11 protein-coding genes and 1 tRNA gene are annotated in these 15,775 nt (G+C 41.6%); 3 read left to right on the top strand and 9 right to left on the bottom strand.

Features of this window, described 5'->3' with window-relative positions; genetic code table 11:
* The first annotated feature begins 67 nt into the window (after positions 1–67).
* Complete coding sequence (locus tag ACG9ZB_RS05200; RefSeq protein ID WP_419324600.1) at positions 68–1,291, top strand: multifunctional CCA addition/repair protein; 1,224 nt, start codon at positions 68–70, stop codon at positions 1,289–1,291.
* A 52-nt stretch (positions 1,292–1,343) separates the two neighbouring features.
* On the opposite strand, the gene epmA is transcribed toward ACG9ZB_RS05200, so the two are convergent.
* Together epmA and ACG9ZB_RS05190 are read right to left on the bottom strand one after the other, a co-directional pair.
* Positions 1,344–2,327: an EF-P lysine aminoacylase EpmA gene (gene epmA, locus ACG9ZB_RS05195; protein ID WP_419324598.1), complete on the bottom strand. Its 984-nt coding sequence runs from the start codon at positions 2,325–2,327 to the stop codon at positions 1,344–1,346.
* On the bottom strand, positions 2,324–3,391 hold the full coding sequence (locus ACG9ZB_RS05190) for a 4-phosphoerythronate dehydrogenase (protein ID WP_419324596.1): 1,068 nt from the start codon (positions 3,389–3,391) through the stop codon (positions 2,324–2,326). The genes epmA and ACG9ZB_RS05190 overlap by 4 nt, the downstream gene beginning before the upstream one ends.
* A 416-nt stretch (positions 3,392–3,807) precedes the next feature.
* On the opposite strand from ACG9ZB_RS05190, the gene ACG9ZB_RS05185 reads away from it, so the two are divergent.
* Complete coding sequence (locus ACG9ZB_RS05185) at positions 3,808–4,230, top strand: hypothetical protein (RefSeq protein WP_419324594.1); 423 nt, start codon at positions 3,808–3,810, stop codon at positions 4,228–4,230.
* A 104-nt stretch (positions 4,231–4,334) separates the two neighbouring features.
* On the opposite strand, the gene ACG9ZB_RS05180 is transcribed toward ACG9ZB_RS05185, so the two are convergent.
* The 6 genes from ACG9ZB_RS05180 to lldP all read right to left on the bottom strand — a co-directional run bounded on the left by ACG9ZB_RS05180 (position 4,335) and on the right by lldP (position 12,366).
* Positions 4,335–4,425: transfer RNA gene (locus ACG9ZB_RS05180), tRNA-Ser, on the bottom strand.
* 87 nt (positions 4,426–4,512) lie between these two features.
* Positions 4,513–6,549 (bottom strand): FAD-dependent oxidoreductase, encoded by a 2,037-nt coding sequence (locus ACG9ZB_RS05175; protein ID WP_419324794.1) that lies wholly within the window; start codon positions 6,547–6,549, stop codon positions 4,513–4,515.
* A 187-nt stretch (positions 6,550–6,736) separates the two neighbouring features.
* Complete coding sequence (gene dld, locus ACG9ZB_RS05170; protein ID WP_419324592.1) at positions 6,737–8,434, bottom strand: D-lactate dehydrogenase; 1,698 nt, start codon at positions 8,432–8,434, stop codon at positions 6,737–6,739.
* A 331-nt stretch (positions 8,435–8,765) separates the two neighbouring features.
* On the bottom strand, positions 8,766–9,920 hold the full coding sequence (gene lldD, locus ACG9ZB_RS05165) for an FMN-dependent L-lactate dehydrogenase LldD (RefSeq protein ID WP_419324590.1): 1,155 nt from the start codon (positions 9,918–9,920) through the stop codon (positions 8,766–8,768).
* 2 nt (positions 9,921–9,922) lie between these two features.
* A complete protein-coding gene (gene lldR, locus ACG9ZB_RS05160; protein ID WP_004694009.1) occupies positions 9,923–10,666 on the bottom strand; it encodes a transcriptional regulator LldR in 744 nt (247 codons plus the stop codon).
* A 32-nt stretch (positions 10,667–10,698) separates the two neighbouring features.
* Positions 10,699–12,366 carry an L-lactate permease gene (gene lldP / locus ACG9ZB_RS05155; RefSeq protein ID WP_419324588.1) on the bottom strand — a complete coding sequence of 556 codons (1,668 nt, stop codon included), beginning with the start codon at positions 12,364–12,366 and terminating at the stop codon, positions 10,699–10,701.
* A gap of 625 nt (positions 12,367–12,991) precedes the next feature.
* Between lldP and argG the strand changes: the two genes are divergently transcribed.
* On the top strand, positions 12,992–14,335 hold the full coding sequence (gene argG / locus ACG9ZB_RS05150) for an argininosuccinate synthase (protein ID WP_419324586.1): 1,344 nt from the start codon (positions 12,992–12,994) through the stop codon (positions 14,333–14,335).
* Between the two features lie 55 nt (positions 14,336–14,390).
* On the opposite strand, the gene ACG9ZB_RS05145 is transcribed toward argG, so the two are convergent.
* Positions 14,391–15,653 (bottom strand): GGDEF domain-containing protein, encoded by a 1,263-nt coding sequence (locus ACG9ZB_RS05145; RefSeq protein ID WP_419324584.1) that lies wholly within the window; start codon positions 15,651–15,653, stop codon positions 14,391–14,393.
* Between the last annotated feature and the right edge of the window lie 122 nt (positions 15,654–15,775).

The following is a 15,775-nucleotide window of genomic DNA, read 5'->3' as shown; positions in this document are numbered from 1 at the left end:
TCGTATCTTGTGACTTGAGAAAACCTCTATTCTGTAGCATGATGACTGCAAGAATAGAGGTTTTTTCATGCAAGTTTATTTAGTAGGCGGTGCGGTCCGAGATCAGCTTCTGGGTCACCCCTATCACGAAAAAGATTATGTAGTTGTCGGCGCAACGCCTGAACAACTGCTTGCCAAGGGTTTCCAACCTGTAGGTAAAGATTTTCCTGTTTTTTTACATCCTGAAACCAAAGATGAATATGCGCTTGCCCGTACTGAACGTAAGTCAGGGCATGGGTATCATGGCTTTGAGTTTTATACCGACACTACCGTTACCTTAGAACAAGATTTAATTCGACGCGACCTCACCATCAATGCTATTGCCATGGATGATGAAGGCACTCTGTATGACCCCTATGGCGGCCAACGCGATTTAGAGCTCCGTGTTTTAAGGCATGTTTCTGATGCTTTCGTAGAAGACCCACTACGTGTCCTGCGTGTTGCACGATTTGCTGCACGTTATAAAACCCTAGGATTTACGGTGGCCGAAGAAACGTTGGCACTAATGCAGCAACTCGCAGACTCGGGTGAACTAAAGGCACTGACTCCTGAACGCGTTTGGAAAGAAACCTCACGTGCTCTGATGGAAGATCATGCCGATGAATACTTTGAAGTGCTACGTCGCTGTGGTGCTTTAAAAGTACTTTTTCCAGAAATCGCGGCACTTTATGGTATTCCACAGCGTCCTGAGTATCACCCAGAAATTGACTGTGGTATTCATACCATGATGTCATTGCAGCAAGCATGTCGTGCCAACTACGCACTGGATGTTCGTTTTGCTGTTTTAGTACATGACTTAGGCAAAGCTTTGACACCTGTGGACGAACTACCGCGTCATATCATGCATGAAGAACGTGGGGTCAAGCCTGTGACAGAAGTGTGTGAGCGTCTAAAAGTCCCAACGCAGATGAAGCAGCTCGCAATTACGGTCTGTAAAGAACATTTGAAATGTCATCAAGCCCTGACCTTAAAACCAGGCACTTTGTGGCGCTTGCTGCAACGCTTAGATGTACTACGTCGTCCAGAACGGGTTGAAGCCTTTGTACAAGCTTGTGAATGTGACTCACGTGGTCGTTTAGGGCTTGAAGATCGTGAATACCCACAGTCTGCATATATTTTAAAGGTGATGGATGTGGTGCGAAATATCAAAGCACAAGACCTGCCTGCGGATATCAAAGGCCCTGATATTGGTGAAATGCTGATTGAACGTCGAATACACGCAATTGGAGAGCTGAAGTCTCAATACAGTTAAAACTTGATCGACTCAAATAAAGCGCCACAATCGGCGCTTTATTTAATTTCACTTAAGAAATGGATGCGGGAAAAGTAATGACTTTTTCCAACTGCATCTGTTCTGTTGCAATCATTAACAAACGATCCACACCTAACGCAATACCTGCACATGCCGTCATTTGAGGCAAAGCAGCCAATAAAAACTCATCGATTGGCATCACATGTAAGCCTAATTTTTCACGTTCAGCATTATCGACTTCAAAACGTGAACGCAACACCTTCGCGTCAATCAATTCATCATACGCATTGGCGAGTTCCAAACCTTCAATATACAACTCAAAACGTGCTGCAACTAATTCACCGTCTTCATCCGTTTTAGTTTTGGCAAGCGAGGCCAACTCTGGCGGAAAATCGGTCAGAAATACAGGCGTATCAAAACCTAGACTTGGCTCTACAAAATGTGAAAAGAGCAAATCGATATAGCCAAGTCGGTCATCACCCAAGTCCAAATTTAAACCTACACGGTTACAGCAGTCTTTTAACTCTTTCAAACTGGCTTGTAGCGGGTTCAAATCCAAACGATCCATAAACGCATGCTTATAGCTCAAAATGGTAGGACGGACCTCACCAAAACGCTGCTTTAATGTGACATTTAATAAATCTGTCACTTCAAACATCAAATCCTTCAAACTGAAATTCGGTCTATACCATTCCAGCATGGTAAATTCACTATTGTGTTTACGGCCATGTTCATCATCACGGAAAACTTTACAGATTTGATAAATCGGCCCACTACCGCTAGCGAGTAAGCGTTTCATGGCAAACTCAGGTGAAGTCTGCAAATAATGCGTTTGTTGTTTGCCTTGTAGATGGCGCTGCGCTTGAACTGAAGCCAAATGCACATCGGTCACACCAGCCTGAGATAAAATCGGGGTTTCAACCTCAAGTACTTCACGTTCAGCAAAAAACTGGCGAATTTGGCTATACATTTGCGCGCGAGCACGCATGGCTTTTAAGTCACAGGTTGGCTGATAATGGATCACGTCGTGACTCATGCCTTTGGTCCTCCGTGTGCAGCCCATTCACGGCGTAATGGATAAATTTTTCTTAAATGATCAAAGGCTTTTTGATCGATCATTCCCTCTTTTAAGCAAGAACGTAAGGCTTGGTCATCTCGTAAAATTGGATAAATTTCATTTAAATGCTGTTGAAGTGCAGATTTCAAATCTTGCCCTTCAAAATATTGAGCACATACAGGCAACTGCGACTCGAAACTTTTATGTGCTTCAAAGTGAAAGGTTTTACAGAAAGCCTCATAGATTATTTGTGTACCACGCGCTTTGCCTTCTAAGCTATAACCTGCGATATGTGGCGTCACCAGACTCGCCGCATTCAACACTTGTTCAGAAATCACAGGCTCATGTTCAAAGACATCTAATACCACTTTGCGCTGTGTTTTTTCGATGTCGGCCAATAAAGCTTGCTCTTCAATCACAGGCCCACGTGCAGAATTAATCAATATTGCTGTCGCTTTCATCGCAGCCAAAGCTTCGGCGTTGCACAAATGGTAGGTTGGATGTGATCCTATTTTGGTTAAAGGCACATGCAATGAAATCGCATCGGCAGTACTTAATAAGGTATTTAAATCGACCTGCTGAATCGCATCTTGCCGTACAAAAGGATCATGACCGATCACATTCCAGCCCAATAGTTTGGCCATATAAGCTAAGCGAGAACCGACATTTCCTAGACCAATAATGCCCAAAGTAAAACTTTCTTCAGCATTCAGCAATGCTGGCTTGAGATGGTGCAAAGCAGTAATCACATATTCAGCTACCGCCTGTGCATTACAACCTGCGGCATTCGCCCATTGAATATTCTGTTTCTCAATAGCTTCAATATCTAAATGGTCTGTACCAATGGTTGCACTACCTACATATTGAAGTGTAGTGTTATTGATTAATGCTTGATTGACGCGTGTCACAGAACGCACCAACAGTGTTTTGGCATCTACAACATCGGCATGCGTTAAAGTACGCCCTGCTTTGTGCTCAATTTCACCAAATTCGGCAAAAAAATAATCGGTAAATGCGAGATTTTCATCTGCCACGATTTTCATAATGTCTTCCAACGCTTTGTTGACTCTATGATAACCGTTGCACAAGCGCAACACTATGTTGCTCAGCAATACATCTGAATAAACTGTCACGATGTTTTATCTTCATGCTGAAAAACTGAATCCTTGAAAGGCTAGTTCAATATAGATTGGCTTTGTTGCATAAATATTTTGCAAGATACTGATTTTCAATGGATTTTCTAAAATTTCAATAAAAATAAATATAATAAAATCATAATTTTAGATATTGGTGAAACAAAGTTCACTGCCACTAACAATGTAATTTTTTTCAACTGGCTCAGTTCCAACATGTACGCCCATGTGTACACCCCAAACAGTCGGAGTATCAGACATTTATTAACCTTAAATACTTGTAATTTATGCCGATCAGCATATCTTAAATAAGGATTAATTTGAATATGAGTATTATTGTGGGTATCGTTTCTGAGTTTAAAAAATTTGATGCTGATCTGAAAAATCCGAACTGGTCAGTATCTTCAATTAGCTCTAATAATGAGCTAATTGTTAGTTTATGGGGTCATAAACCTTTATTATCTAAACATCCAACTGAAAGAAAACAAGTTTATCGTGACCGTATTGATAGATGGACTGGTAATGGACGTAATGAATTTAAGAAAAACCTTGATTTTGCATTAAAAGAAAAATTAAAAATTAGACCCATTATAGCTATGCTCGATAAAAGCTCAGATTTTCAAAATATTTTAGATGGTAAAGATGGCAGCCAATACCCCAAAAGATTTAATGCAAAAACCAATTGGATCGGTGAATTAACTATTTGGGACGGTATCCAATTTGAGATTGTATTTAATCTTGAAAAATAATTTAAATTCAAACAAGTTTTTATTATTCTTACTAAAGGCTTACGTTACATAAGCCTAGAAACAACAAAGCCCTGACATTGTCAGGGCTTTGTTGTTTTCAAATTTGGCGGAAGCGGTGAGATTCGAACTCACGGAGGGGTATAAGCCCTCGTCGGTTTTCAAGACCGGTGCATTAAACCGCTCTGCCACGCTTCCATGTGCGCCATCATACGGAGCTTTTGTTTCAATGACAAGTGAAAATTCACCTTGAAGCAACCAACTGCATATTGTTTCATCAAACGTTTACAATTTTGCAGCAACTTCTGCACCTTCACGAATGGCACGTTTTGCATCTAACTCAGCTGCGAGTTTAGCACCACCAATAATGTGATAATTGGCTAACGTATTTTGCTCAGCACTTGGCATCAGATCTTTCACTGACTCCTGTCCTGCACATACAACGATAGTATCAACACGTAGCAATTGATCTTGTCCTGCCATACCCACCCAAAGCCCTTCATTAGTCACAGCTTTGTACTGAACTCCACGCAACATACGTACTGCATGCTTTTTCAACTGTGCACGGTGTACCCAACCCGAAGTTTTACCCAAACCTGCTCCAAGTGCAGAGGTTTTACGTTGTAATAAATAAATCTCACGAACACGCGGATGAACTTCTGCGACCTGCGTGCCTCCTTCAGAAACATAATTCGGGTTTGGATCTACGCCCCATTCACGTTGCCAATCTGCAAGTGGTTGTGGCTGAGGTTGATGCTCTGGTTTCAATAAATACTCAGACACATCAAAACCAATCCCTCCAGCACCAATCACCGCAACTTTTCGACCGACAGGTGCACCGCGTAACACTTCTGCATAAGACAAGACTTGCGGTGAATCACTCCCTTCGATACGTAATGCACGTGGCACAACACCTGTAGCTATAATAATTTCTTCAAAGCCTTCACGCTCAAGCTGCTCACGATTCACCTTGGTGTTTAAACGTAAGTCGACGCCAGTTTTTTCAATCTGTACTTTGAAATAACGAATGGTCTCATGAAACTCTTCTTTACCGGGTACAACTTTTGCCAAGTTGAACTGCCCACCCACCTCATGACTTGCTTCAAACAGAGTCACTCGGTGTCCACGACTGGCTGCAACCGTCGCTGCAGACATACCTGCGACACCACCACCAACAACTGCAACTCGTTTCGGTTGTTTCGCTTTCAAATAAGCCAACTCTGTTTCAAACGCTGCACGTGGGTTGACTAAACAGGTTGCACGCTGATTTTTAAAAGTATGATCTAAGCATGCTTGGTTACAAGCGATACACGTATTGATCTCGTCTACACGATTGGTTGCTGTTTTATTCACCCAAAAAGCATCGGCCAATAAGGGACGCGCCATTTGCACCATATCAGCTTTGCCAGATGCCAAAATCTCTTCTGCCGTGTCTGGCATATTAATACGGTTTGAAGCAATCACTGGCACAGCCACGTGCTTTTTCACTTCCGCAGTATAGTCAACAAAAGCAGCACGTGGCACAGAAGTCACAATGGTCGGAATTCGCGCTTCATGCCAGCCAATTCCTGTATTCAATAAGGTAATGCCTGCTTTTTCTATTGCTTGCGCAATGGTAATCACTTCTTGCATGGTATTGCCATCATGCACTAAATCTAGCAATGACAAACGGAAGCAAATAATAAATTTCTCACCAACTTGTGCACGTATCCCTTTGACGATTTCGACCGCAAAACGCATACGGTTTTCAATCGGTCCACCCCAACGGTCTTCACGTTGATTCACATGACGGCTTAAGAATTGATTCAGTAAATAACCTTCTGAACCCATAATTTCCACACCGTCATAGCCCGCCTTTTTGGCAAGACTGGCACAGTTAACATAGTCATTAATGGTATTCAAAATTTGTTTTTCAGACATTTGACGCGGTTTAAAAGGCGAAATTGGCGATTTAATTGGGCTGGCAGAAACCACAAAGGGTTGGTAGCCATAACGTCCAGCATGCAAAATTTGCATGAGAATTTTTGCACCATGCTTATGTACGGCATGTGTCACTAGACGATGCGGAGCAATATCCCCCAGTGTATTCATCGTTCCACCCGCAGGTAGCAGCCAACCTTGACGGTTTGGAGAAATTCCACCTGTAATGATCAGGCCGACTCCACCTTTAGCACGCTCACCGAAGTATGCTGCCAATTTTGGATAATTATAAAAACGATCTTCCAAGCCCGTATGCATGGAGCCCATTACCACACGGTTTTTAATGGTGGTAAAACCCAAATGTAAGGGTTTTAAAATATGTGCATAGCTATTGGTTGTCATCATGAATCCTTATCTTTGGCTTTGCAACTTGTTGCATACTACTTTAGCTGTTTTTTAAAATAATGGGATGACAATTTATAAAAAATTCTTGGCATCTACGGTCAATTCAACTGAGCGCTCAAAAACATAGGCAATAAAAAACCAGTGACGTTGCCCTCACTGGTTTAGTTTTTTAGACCAAAGCCCTTTACTGCCAATGCTTCAGCTTACTGGTTTGACCAATGCCCACATTAAAACTATTGGTAGGATCAAGCTTTTCATAATGCGTTCGTAGTGCAGGTTTTGCTACATATAAATGTCCGACATTATGTTCGGCTGGGTATTCTGCCCCACGAGCATCCAGTAAATGCCACATTTGGTGTTCCATCGCCAAAGGATCTACGCCTTTTTTCACAATATAGTCCTGATGAAAAACATGACATAAAAAGTGACCATAATAGAGTTTATGAACAATCAGCTCATCCATCTCTTTGGGTAAGGTTTCCACCCACTCTCGATCATTCCGACGCAATGCGATATCCAGAGCCACAATATCTTCAACTTCTGAACGGTGCGTATCCCGATAGCGAATTGCTGCACCAGCAACAGCAAAGCGATGTAAAAATGCTTTACGTCCTTCTTCCTCGCTACAGTGGAAAAAATCACCTGAGGTTTTGTCTTGGAAATAACGTTTTAAAAAGCTTTCAACTTGCTCGACATCTTGATTTTCAATCCGGATAACCAAATGATGTTCATACAAATCACGGAACGCATTCATCCGTTTCGGTAAATGATTGGGCAAAAATTTGGTGATCAATTGCAGGACTTTATCTGACAGCCCCTTCATACCAAATTTTTCTAAGTACGCATCGACTTTATCTTTCATTGCAAATGCAGCAGGCACTTTAGCTGTGCCTAGGTTTTCAATGAACATGAAGGTGTCTTTACCGTACTCCGCCCCAATGTCATAAGCCACGCGGTGGATATATTCCCCTGCAATCGGCAATCGCGGCAAATCTTTTAGTAAAAAACGGCGGATTTCAGTCAAATCATCATGTGAATTTGTACCCACGTAAAATACCTGACTTGGAATTTTTTCAAACGTATCCAAACGTACGGCAAAGACACATACTTTACCTGCTGAACCCGATGCTTCATATAAACGAGAAGGATCGGCATTAAAACGCGCGGGCGTATTTTCATCCACTTGTTTAACATCATGTCCATAACGATGGTCCGATGCGCAGCAGCCTGAGTTATTGATAATATCGCCGATTTGATAATCTTTTGTTTCAAGTTTGCTCAGGATTTCTTCAGGTGTTTCTCCGAGATTTACCCCTAAATGATTCACCAACTCTAACTGACCATCATCATTGACACGGGCATACAATGCCAGTTCAGTATAAGCAGGACCACGACGTACTAAAGCACCGCCTGAGTTATTACAGACACCACCTAAAACTGAAGCTCCAATACACGATGAACCAATCACCGAGTGTGGTTCCCGATTAAATGGCACCAATTCTTTTTCAAGTCGATCTAGTGTTGCACCGGGTAGACAAATCACTTGCTGACCGTCATTAATGACCTGTATGCCAACCAAACGACGCGTGCTGATCAAAACCACAGGACGGTCATATTCATCGCCAAAAGGTGTTGAACCACCAGTCAAACCTGTGTTGGCTGCTTGCATAATTACAATACAATCTGCATCAACAGCTGTTTGCAATACTTGCCACTGTTCCAGTAATGACCCAGGTGCAACAACAGCCAGTACTTTTCCTGCACCGTAACGACGACCTTGGCGGTATAAACGTGTGTCTTTATCGTCAGTTAAAACGTGTTGTTTACCAACAATGGTGATGAGTTTTTGAATAGTTTGCTGTGGAGATAATTGAGTTTGCATAAGGAGTTTTCCTATTCCAAATTTTAATTAAGGAATAATGTTTATTTATTCATTTATTTAACTTCTTATATTCAAATTCAAAGTGCAAAGATCAATTCCATATTTGAAATCCCCCTATATCTCCCTTTTCCAAAAGGGGACTTTTCTTTTACCTAGATCAATTCAAGTAAAAACAAGCCCCTCCGTTTACAAAGGGAGAGTATTGCAAATTTTACAATCAATTAATTTGCAATATTCCCCTCTTTTATAAAGAGGGGTCAGGGGAGATTTACATTGTGAATTAAAACAACTTCACACTATCCATTTTCATACAATAGAAATTATTAAAAACTTACTCAGCCAACTCTCGCTCTAACTTCACTAAACAGTCAGACGTAATATCAGCAATGGTTTTTGCACCTGTTAAAGTCATTGCCACACGCATTTCTTTATCAATCAGTTCCAATAGATTTGAAACACCATCACCGCCTGCTGCACCGAGTGCATAAACAAAAGCACGACCGAGCATACACGTGTCCGCACCCAACGCCAGCATACGTACCACGTCTAAACCATTACGAATACCCGAATCCGCGAGGATTTTAATATCACCCTTGACTGCATCTGCAATTGGCGGAAGTGCACGTGCAGAAGATAAAACGCCATCCAGCTGACGACCACCGTGGTTTGAAACCACAATCCCATCTGCACCGAAACGCACTGCATCTTTGGCATCTTCAGGATCCAGAATTCCTTTAATGACCATTGGCCCATCCCAAAACTCACGAATCCACTCAAGGTCTTTCCATGAAATAGACGGATCAAAGTTAGAACCTAACCAACCAATATAATCTTCTAGGCCTGTAGGCTTACCTAAGTATTTAGAAATGTTGCCCAAGTCATGCGGACGTCCCATCATGCCGACATTCCACGCCCAATGTGGGTGGAAACATGACTGCATATAACGGCGCATTGCTGCATTTGGGCCACTCATACCCGAGTGGGCATCACGGTAACGCGCGCCCGGAACAGGCATATCCACGGTAAACACCAAGGTTGAACAGCCTGCTGCTTTAGCACGTTCCAAGGCATTTTTCATAAAACCACGGTCACGTAGTACATAGAGCTGGAACCACATTGGACGCTGAATCGCAGGTGCCACTTCCTCAATTGGACATACTGAAACGGTAGACAGTGTAAACGGAATACCCTTTTTATCTGCAGCGACCGCAGCTTGAACTTCGCCGCGGCGTGCATACATGCCTGTTAAACCCACAGGAGATAATGCAACAGGCATCGACAGAGTTTCATCAAACAGTTTTGTCTCTAAACTTAACTGTGACATGTCGTTCAGTACACGCTGGCGCAAAGCAATTTTTGATAAATCTTCTACGTTACGCTTCAGGGTATATTCTGCATACGCACCACCATCGATGTAATGGAATAAAAATGGCGGTAAACGACGTCGTGCCGCTTCACGGTAGTCATTGGCAGAAGAAATAATCATGCTTATATCCTGTTTAATCGACTGGCGCGCTGACGACGAGCTTCTTCCTCATCAATCATTCGCACCTGTTGTACTACAAACTCAATGTGTCCACAGACTGCTTTACGTGCAGCTTCTGGATCACGACGTTCAATTGCATTCATGACTTGAAAGTGCTGATCATGCAATTGATCAAAACGGTGTGCTTCGCTATAGACTTTTCGGCGTCCCAAAGCGACGTTGAACTGCAACAAATCAAACAGACCACGCATCATCTGAATCAAAACCAAATTATGAGATGCTTCAGCAATCGCCAAATGAAATTTCGCATCTGCGCGAGCCGCCTCGTCATCATTTCCCAAAGCCTGAAAATGGTTAATCTGATCATAATGATGTCGGATGTTCACCAGATCTTCTTGGGTTGCGCGTTGTGCTGCATACCAAGTTGTTCCACCTTCTAAAATAATGCGCGCCTCTTGCACATCAAATCGGTAGGCAGGATCCTCACTCATCAAATTACTAATCGGTTGTACGATTTGATAACTGGACCAAGTTGCTGGTAATTGTTTTAAAAAAGTCCCCGCCCCCACTTTGCTGACCAACATACCCATGCTGGTCAACTGCGAAATGGCCTCTCTTAAAGAAGAGCGAGAGACTTGAAGCTGTTCACACAGTTTTCTTTCAGCAGGCAGACGGTCTCCAACTTGCATATTGCTTTGTTCAATCAATACACGCAGGCTTTGTACAGCTTTATCAGAGACTTTCATCTGCTTTCCTTAACGTTGATACACCATTTGTGTTACGGAATCATCCATGGGAACACATAGGCTTGTAGGGTAATCATAATACCCATCATAATTGTGAACGTTATACTGTGTTTTAAGGTAAAACGGAATAAATCAGACTCTTTACCAACCAGTCCTACCGCCGCACACGCAATCGCAATCGATTGAGGTGAAATCATCTTACCGGTCACACCACCACTGGTATTTGCTGCCACCAGTAAAACTTCTGGCACACCAATTTGCTGAGCCGTAGTGGCTTGAAGTGCTGAAAACAGTGCATTGGCAGAAGTATCTGAACCCGTGAGGAATACACCCAACCAACCCAAGAAAGGCGAGAAGAACGTAAATGCCGAACCTGTATGTGCAAGGGCCAAAGCCAAGGTCGAAGACATACCCGAATAGTTTGCGATAAAAGCAAAAGACAACACCATACCAATTGAATAAATGGGAACTTTCAACTCATTCAGAGTTTCACCAAAAGTTACCACAGCATCTTTCGGTTTCATCTTCAAATAGGCAATGGTGATCAATGCTGCAATAAAGATCGCAGTTCCTGTCGCTGAAATCCAATCAAACTTGTAAATCGCGTCATAGTCTTTAATTTCAGCAACCACAGGTGGCATTTTTTGAATCATTTGATGCAAAAATGGTACTTTGATTGAAATCACGAGATCATGCAATGCACCGTCTTTGGCAAATAAATCCTTAAACGGTTTCACACTCCAGATCGTCACCATCACAGTTAAAATTGCGAATGGAGACCATGCTTTTGCAATTTGTCCTACAGTGTATTTTTTCTGTTTTTGTGCAGCCACATCTTCACTCATCGTTGCATCTTGATCTGCAAAACGGAAAATGTGCTTCGGCTGCCAGTATTTAAACAAAATTGTTAAAGAAATCAGGGATGCAATTGCAGCCGTAATATCGGGTAATTCTGGACCAACAAAGTTAGAAGTTAAGTATTGTGCAATTGCAAAGCTACTTGCACCTACCACAACTGCTGGCCATGTTTCTTTAACGCCGCGCCAGCCGTCCATGATTGCCATAATCCAGAACAACACGATTGGCACCATAAATGGTAGCTGACGGCCCACCATTTGGCTGATTTCCATCGTATCGACACCAGAGACTTGTCCAGCAACGATAATTGGAATACCCATCGCACCAAAAGCCACAGGTGCTGTGTTTACGATTAGGCATAGACCTGCTGCATATAACGGTTTAAAGCCTAAACCGACTAATAATGCTGCGGTAATCGCCACAGGAGCCCCAAAGCCTGCAGCACCCTCTAAGAAGGTACCGAAAGCAAAACCCACCAACAGCATTTGTAAGCGCTGATCTTCAGTAATTGAGAGAATAGAAGAACGAATGATGTCAAACTGGCCTGTCTTCACTGAAATTTTATACAGGAATACCGCACCAATAATGATCCATGCAATCGGCCATAGACCGTAGAGGAAACCATAAGCCATCGATGCGAATGCCATCAGCACCGGCATCTTATAGACAAATAAAGAGACAAGAAGTGCAAGTACAACAGTGATCGTACCTGCCACACTGCCTTTTAAACGAAATACCGCGAGCGCCAAAAAGAAGAATATAATCGGAATCAGTGCAATTAGACTTGAAATCCAAATATTCCCCATCGGGTCATACATTTGCTGCCATTGAAGCATTGTCATCTCCTTGAAATGCTTACTAAGATTTAATTTTGAGCATATTATTGGCACTTTTGCCAATATTGGACAGACCAATATAAGCAACCGTAAAGAGAAACAAACCAATAATGACTTATGCTTGGCTTATTTTGATTTAAAATGAAGTAAAACTTCAATTAAAAGTTAATATTGGTATGACCAATATTAACTACCTTTACAAACTAGATCATATTTCAATCAAATTAAAATCATTGTTTTTGCTGATATTTTTATGTAAATAATGCCAACTTTAGACTTTAGTCTAATAATATAAAAAATAATCACCGAATTTAAATCCAGCTTAATACTCAAAAAATGGAAAAATCACACAATATTGGTAATACCAATTTAAAACCAACTAATTTCGCCTCTTTTCTGATTAATTTACAGCTTAAACGCCTCCTAAAAAGACAAAAAGTGAGCACACAATATAGAAACCGATTTTATCCAGAAATTTTTCAACAGTATCGATATGCACATGAGCTTTAATATTTTTGAAGTCCTATGATTTTTTAGAAAAACCATTTGGAAAAGTGCTACAATCTCGGACATATGTATTCTTTCAGGCCACCCATTCTCGGTGCCTATATTTATATCGTTAGGATTAACAATGACTGATAATGCAACTATCTTGCAGAATGTCCCAGTTGGCAAAAAAGTTGGTATTGCCTTCTCTGGTGGTCTAGATACTTCAGCTGCACTTTTGTGGATGAAACAAAAAGGCGCAGAACCTTATGCTTATACAGCAAACTTAGGTCAGCCTGATGAAGACGACTACGATGAGATTCCTAAAAAAGCGGAAGCGTATGGCGCAGTAAAAGCTCGCTTAGTTGACTGCCGTTTACAGCTTGCACTTGAAGGTATTGCTGCGATTCAATGTGGCGCGTTCCACATTTCAACTGGTGGTGTACCGTATTTCAACACGACGCCATTGGGTCGTGCAGTAACAGGGACTATGCTTGTTACCGCAATGAAAGAAGATGACGTCAACATCTGGGGTGATGGTTCAACTTATAAAGGAAACGATATTGAACGTTTCTACCGTTATGGTTTGTTAACTAACCCTGCACTTAAAATCTATAAGCCTTGGTTAGACCAAACCTTTATTGATGAGTTGGGCGGTCGTGCGGAAATGTCACAATTCCTCATCGACAACGGCTTTGACTACAAAATGTCAAAAGAAAAAGCGTATTCAACTGACTCAAACATGTTGGGTGCGACCCATGAAGCAAAAGATCTTGAATACCTCAATGCAGGGATCAAAATTGTTGACCCAATCATGGGTGTTGCATTCTGGAAAGATGATGTAAAAATTGATGCTGAAGAAGTATCAATTACCTTTGAGGAAGGCTTCCCTGTTGCAATCAATGGTCAACGTATCGAAGACCCTGTTGAGTTCATTCTTGAAGCAAACCGTATTGGTGGTCGTCATGGTCTAGGTATGTCTGACCAAATCGAAAACCGTATTATTGAAGCAAAATCTCGCGGTATTTATGAAGCACCGGGTATGGCACTTCTACATATTGCTTATGAGCGCTTGGTGACTGGTATTCATAACGAAGACACAATCGAACAGTATCGTATTAACGGTCTACGTTTAGGTCGTTTACTTTACCAAGGTCGTTGGTTCGACTCTCAAGCATTAATGCTTCGTGAAACTGCACAGCGTTGGGTTGCGAAAGCCATCACTGGTACAGTAACTTTAGAGCTTCGTCGTGGTAATGACTACACCATCATGAACACTGAGTCTGAAAACCTCACTTATGAAGCTGAGCGCTTGACGATGGAGAAAGGCGATTCAATGTTTACGCCAATGGACCGTATTGGTCAGTTAACGATGCGTAACTTGGACATTACCGATACTCGTGCGAAACTTGGTATTTATACCAATACTGGTTTATTAGCTGTAGGTACTGGTTCTGCTGTTCCACAGTTAAAAGACAAAAACAAATAAGTTTGTTGAATGTCAAAAAAACCGCTCATAAGAGCGGTTTTTTTATTTTAGCGATTCATTCTATACACGTCGATGTGGTTAAAGGCTGATAATAAATTTGATTACGCCCCAATTGCTTGGCGCGGTATAAAGCCTGATCTGCGATCCCCAGTAACTCGACTTTGCTCAAATCCACCTCACCTTTAAAGACCGTGATCCCTAAACTAATGGTCACAAATGGTGATACTTCAGACATTTCATGAGGAATTTCCAAACGCTCAATCGCTCGGTAAATATTTGAAGCCACCGCATAAGCGCCATGTGCGTCGGTTTCTGGCAATAACACCACAAACTCTTCGCCACCATAACGTGCCACAAAATCCATATGTCGAATCGCATTTTTAATAGACTTTGCAATCGATGAAATCACATCATCACCCTTTTGGTGACCATAACAGTCGTTATATTTTTTGAAAAAATCAACATCAATAAACAAAATCGACAAAGGTGTTTCATCCTGACGTGATTGCTCATAATATGTATCCATCATTTCGTCAAAATTACGCCGATTTGATATCTTCGTCAGCTCATCATTCTGACTCAAATGCAGCAATTCTGAAGTATGTATTCGATGTATTTTTTCACTAATTTTAGCACGGCGAATATTTAAAAAAATGATGCGCTCGCGAGCATAAATCATACGACTAATGATATACCCCAGCAAACAGCTACCAAGCATCACACGCCCCATCACGATCGCATCAAACTTAACTAAAGTTGAAATGAGCACTAAAAATGAAACGGCAGCAGCTACTATGCCTGCGATAAAAACATATCCTGGTTTTACTCCAGTCAGTAAAAACCCCAATACATAAATCATGCAGATAATCATCATTGCTTGATGGCGCAAAGCTTCGGTATGTACCGACATGGTCAACCAAGTCGTCGAGACTACGGCCCAAAACACAGCAAACATGGCTGCATAGGCAAAAAAAGGCTTTAGTTTGGTATAATGTGAAAAAACATAAAGGAATAAAAGACAAACTGCACCATTTAGCAGGCCCAGCAAGCAATGAATAAAATCTTGTTTAAAATGAGACTGCTCAATAATCCAATAATCCCCTGGAATCGTTAAAATGGCAAAAATAAAATAAGCCAAAACACCCGACCACAGAAAGTCATTTATATTGCGACGCGCGCGCTCTAAGTTTAATCGCCAAAACTCTTGTTCTAATTTCTGAGGAAAAACCTGACCAATACGACGGTTGTGTCGTGTAATCAGCTCTTCCATTTTTTCTTTATCGTACTGAAGTTTGGCTAGGTTGTATTTATATTCCATACCAGACCAGATTTAATTCTTGTGGTTGCTTAAAAATAACACAAATTTACAAAGATGAATCATAATAATCAGACAAGATGCCTTTATTTGTCATTATCATTTTTGGCGTATATGCATTATCA

This window comes from Acinetobacter johnsonii, assembly GCF_048551975.1.
Classification (GTDB): domain Bacteria; phylum Pseudomonadota; class Gammaproteobacteria; order Pseudomonadales; family Moraxellaceae; genus Acinetobacter; species Acinetobacter johnsonii_A.
Note: the sequence above shows the minus strand (reverse complement) of the source record. Positions and strands in the feature narration are given on the sequence as shown.

Coding starts and splice junctions, on each gene's coding strand:
- ACG9ZB_RS05190 (WP_419324596.1), bottom strand. CDS start 3,391: ATGAAAATCGTGGCAGATGAAAATCTCGCATTTACCGATTATTTTTTT.
- argG (WP_419324586.1), top strand. CDS start 12,992: ATGACTGATAATGCAACTATCTTGCAGAATGTCCCAGTTGGCAAAAAA.
- lldP (WP_419324588.1), bottom strand. CDS start 12,366: ATGACAATGCTTCAATGGCAGCAAATGTATGACCCGATGGGGAATATT.
- epmA (WP_419324598.1), bottom strand. CDS start 2,327: ATGAGTCACGACGTGATCCATTATCAGCCAACCTGTGACTTAAAAGCC.
- lldR (WP_004694009.1), bottom strand. CDS start 10,666: ATGAAAGTCTCTGATAAAGCTGTACAAAGCCTGCGTGTATTGATTGAA.
- ACG9ZB_RS05175 (WP_419324794.1), bottom strand. CDS start 6,549: ATGACAACCAATAGCTATGCACATATTTTAAAACCCTTACATTTGGGT.
- ACG9ZB_RS05185 (WP_419324594.1), top strand. CDS start 3,808: ATGAGTATTATTGTGGGTATCGTTTCTGAGTTTAAAAAATTTGATGCT.
- ACG9ZB_RS05145 (WP_419324584.1), bottom strand. CDS start 15,653: ATGGAATATAAATACAACCTAGCCAAACTTCAGTACGATAAAGAAAAA.
- lldD (WP_419324590.1), bottom strand. CDS start 9,920: ATGATTATTTCTTCTGCCAATGACTACCGTGAAGCGGCACGACGTCGT.
- ACG9ZB_RS05200 (WP_419324600.1), top strand. CDS start 68: ATGCAAGTTTATTTAGTAGGCGGTGCGGTCCGAGATCAGCTTCTGGGT.
- dld (WP_419324592.1), bottom strand. CDS start 8,434: ATGCAAACTCAATTATCTCCACAGCAAACTATTCAAAAACTCATCACC.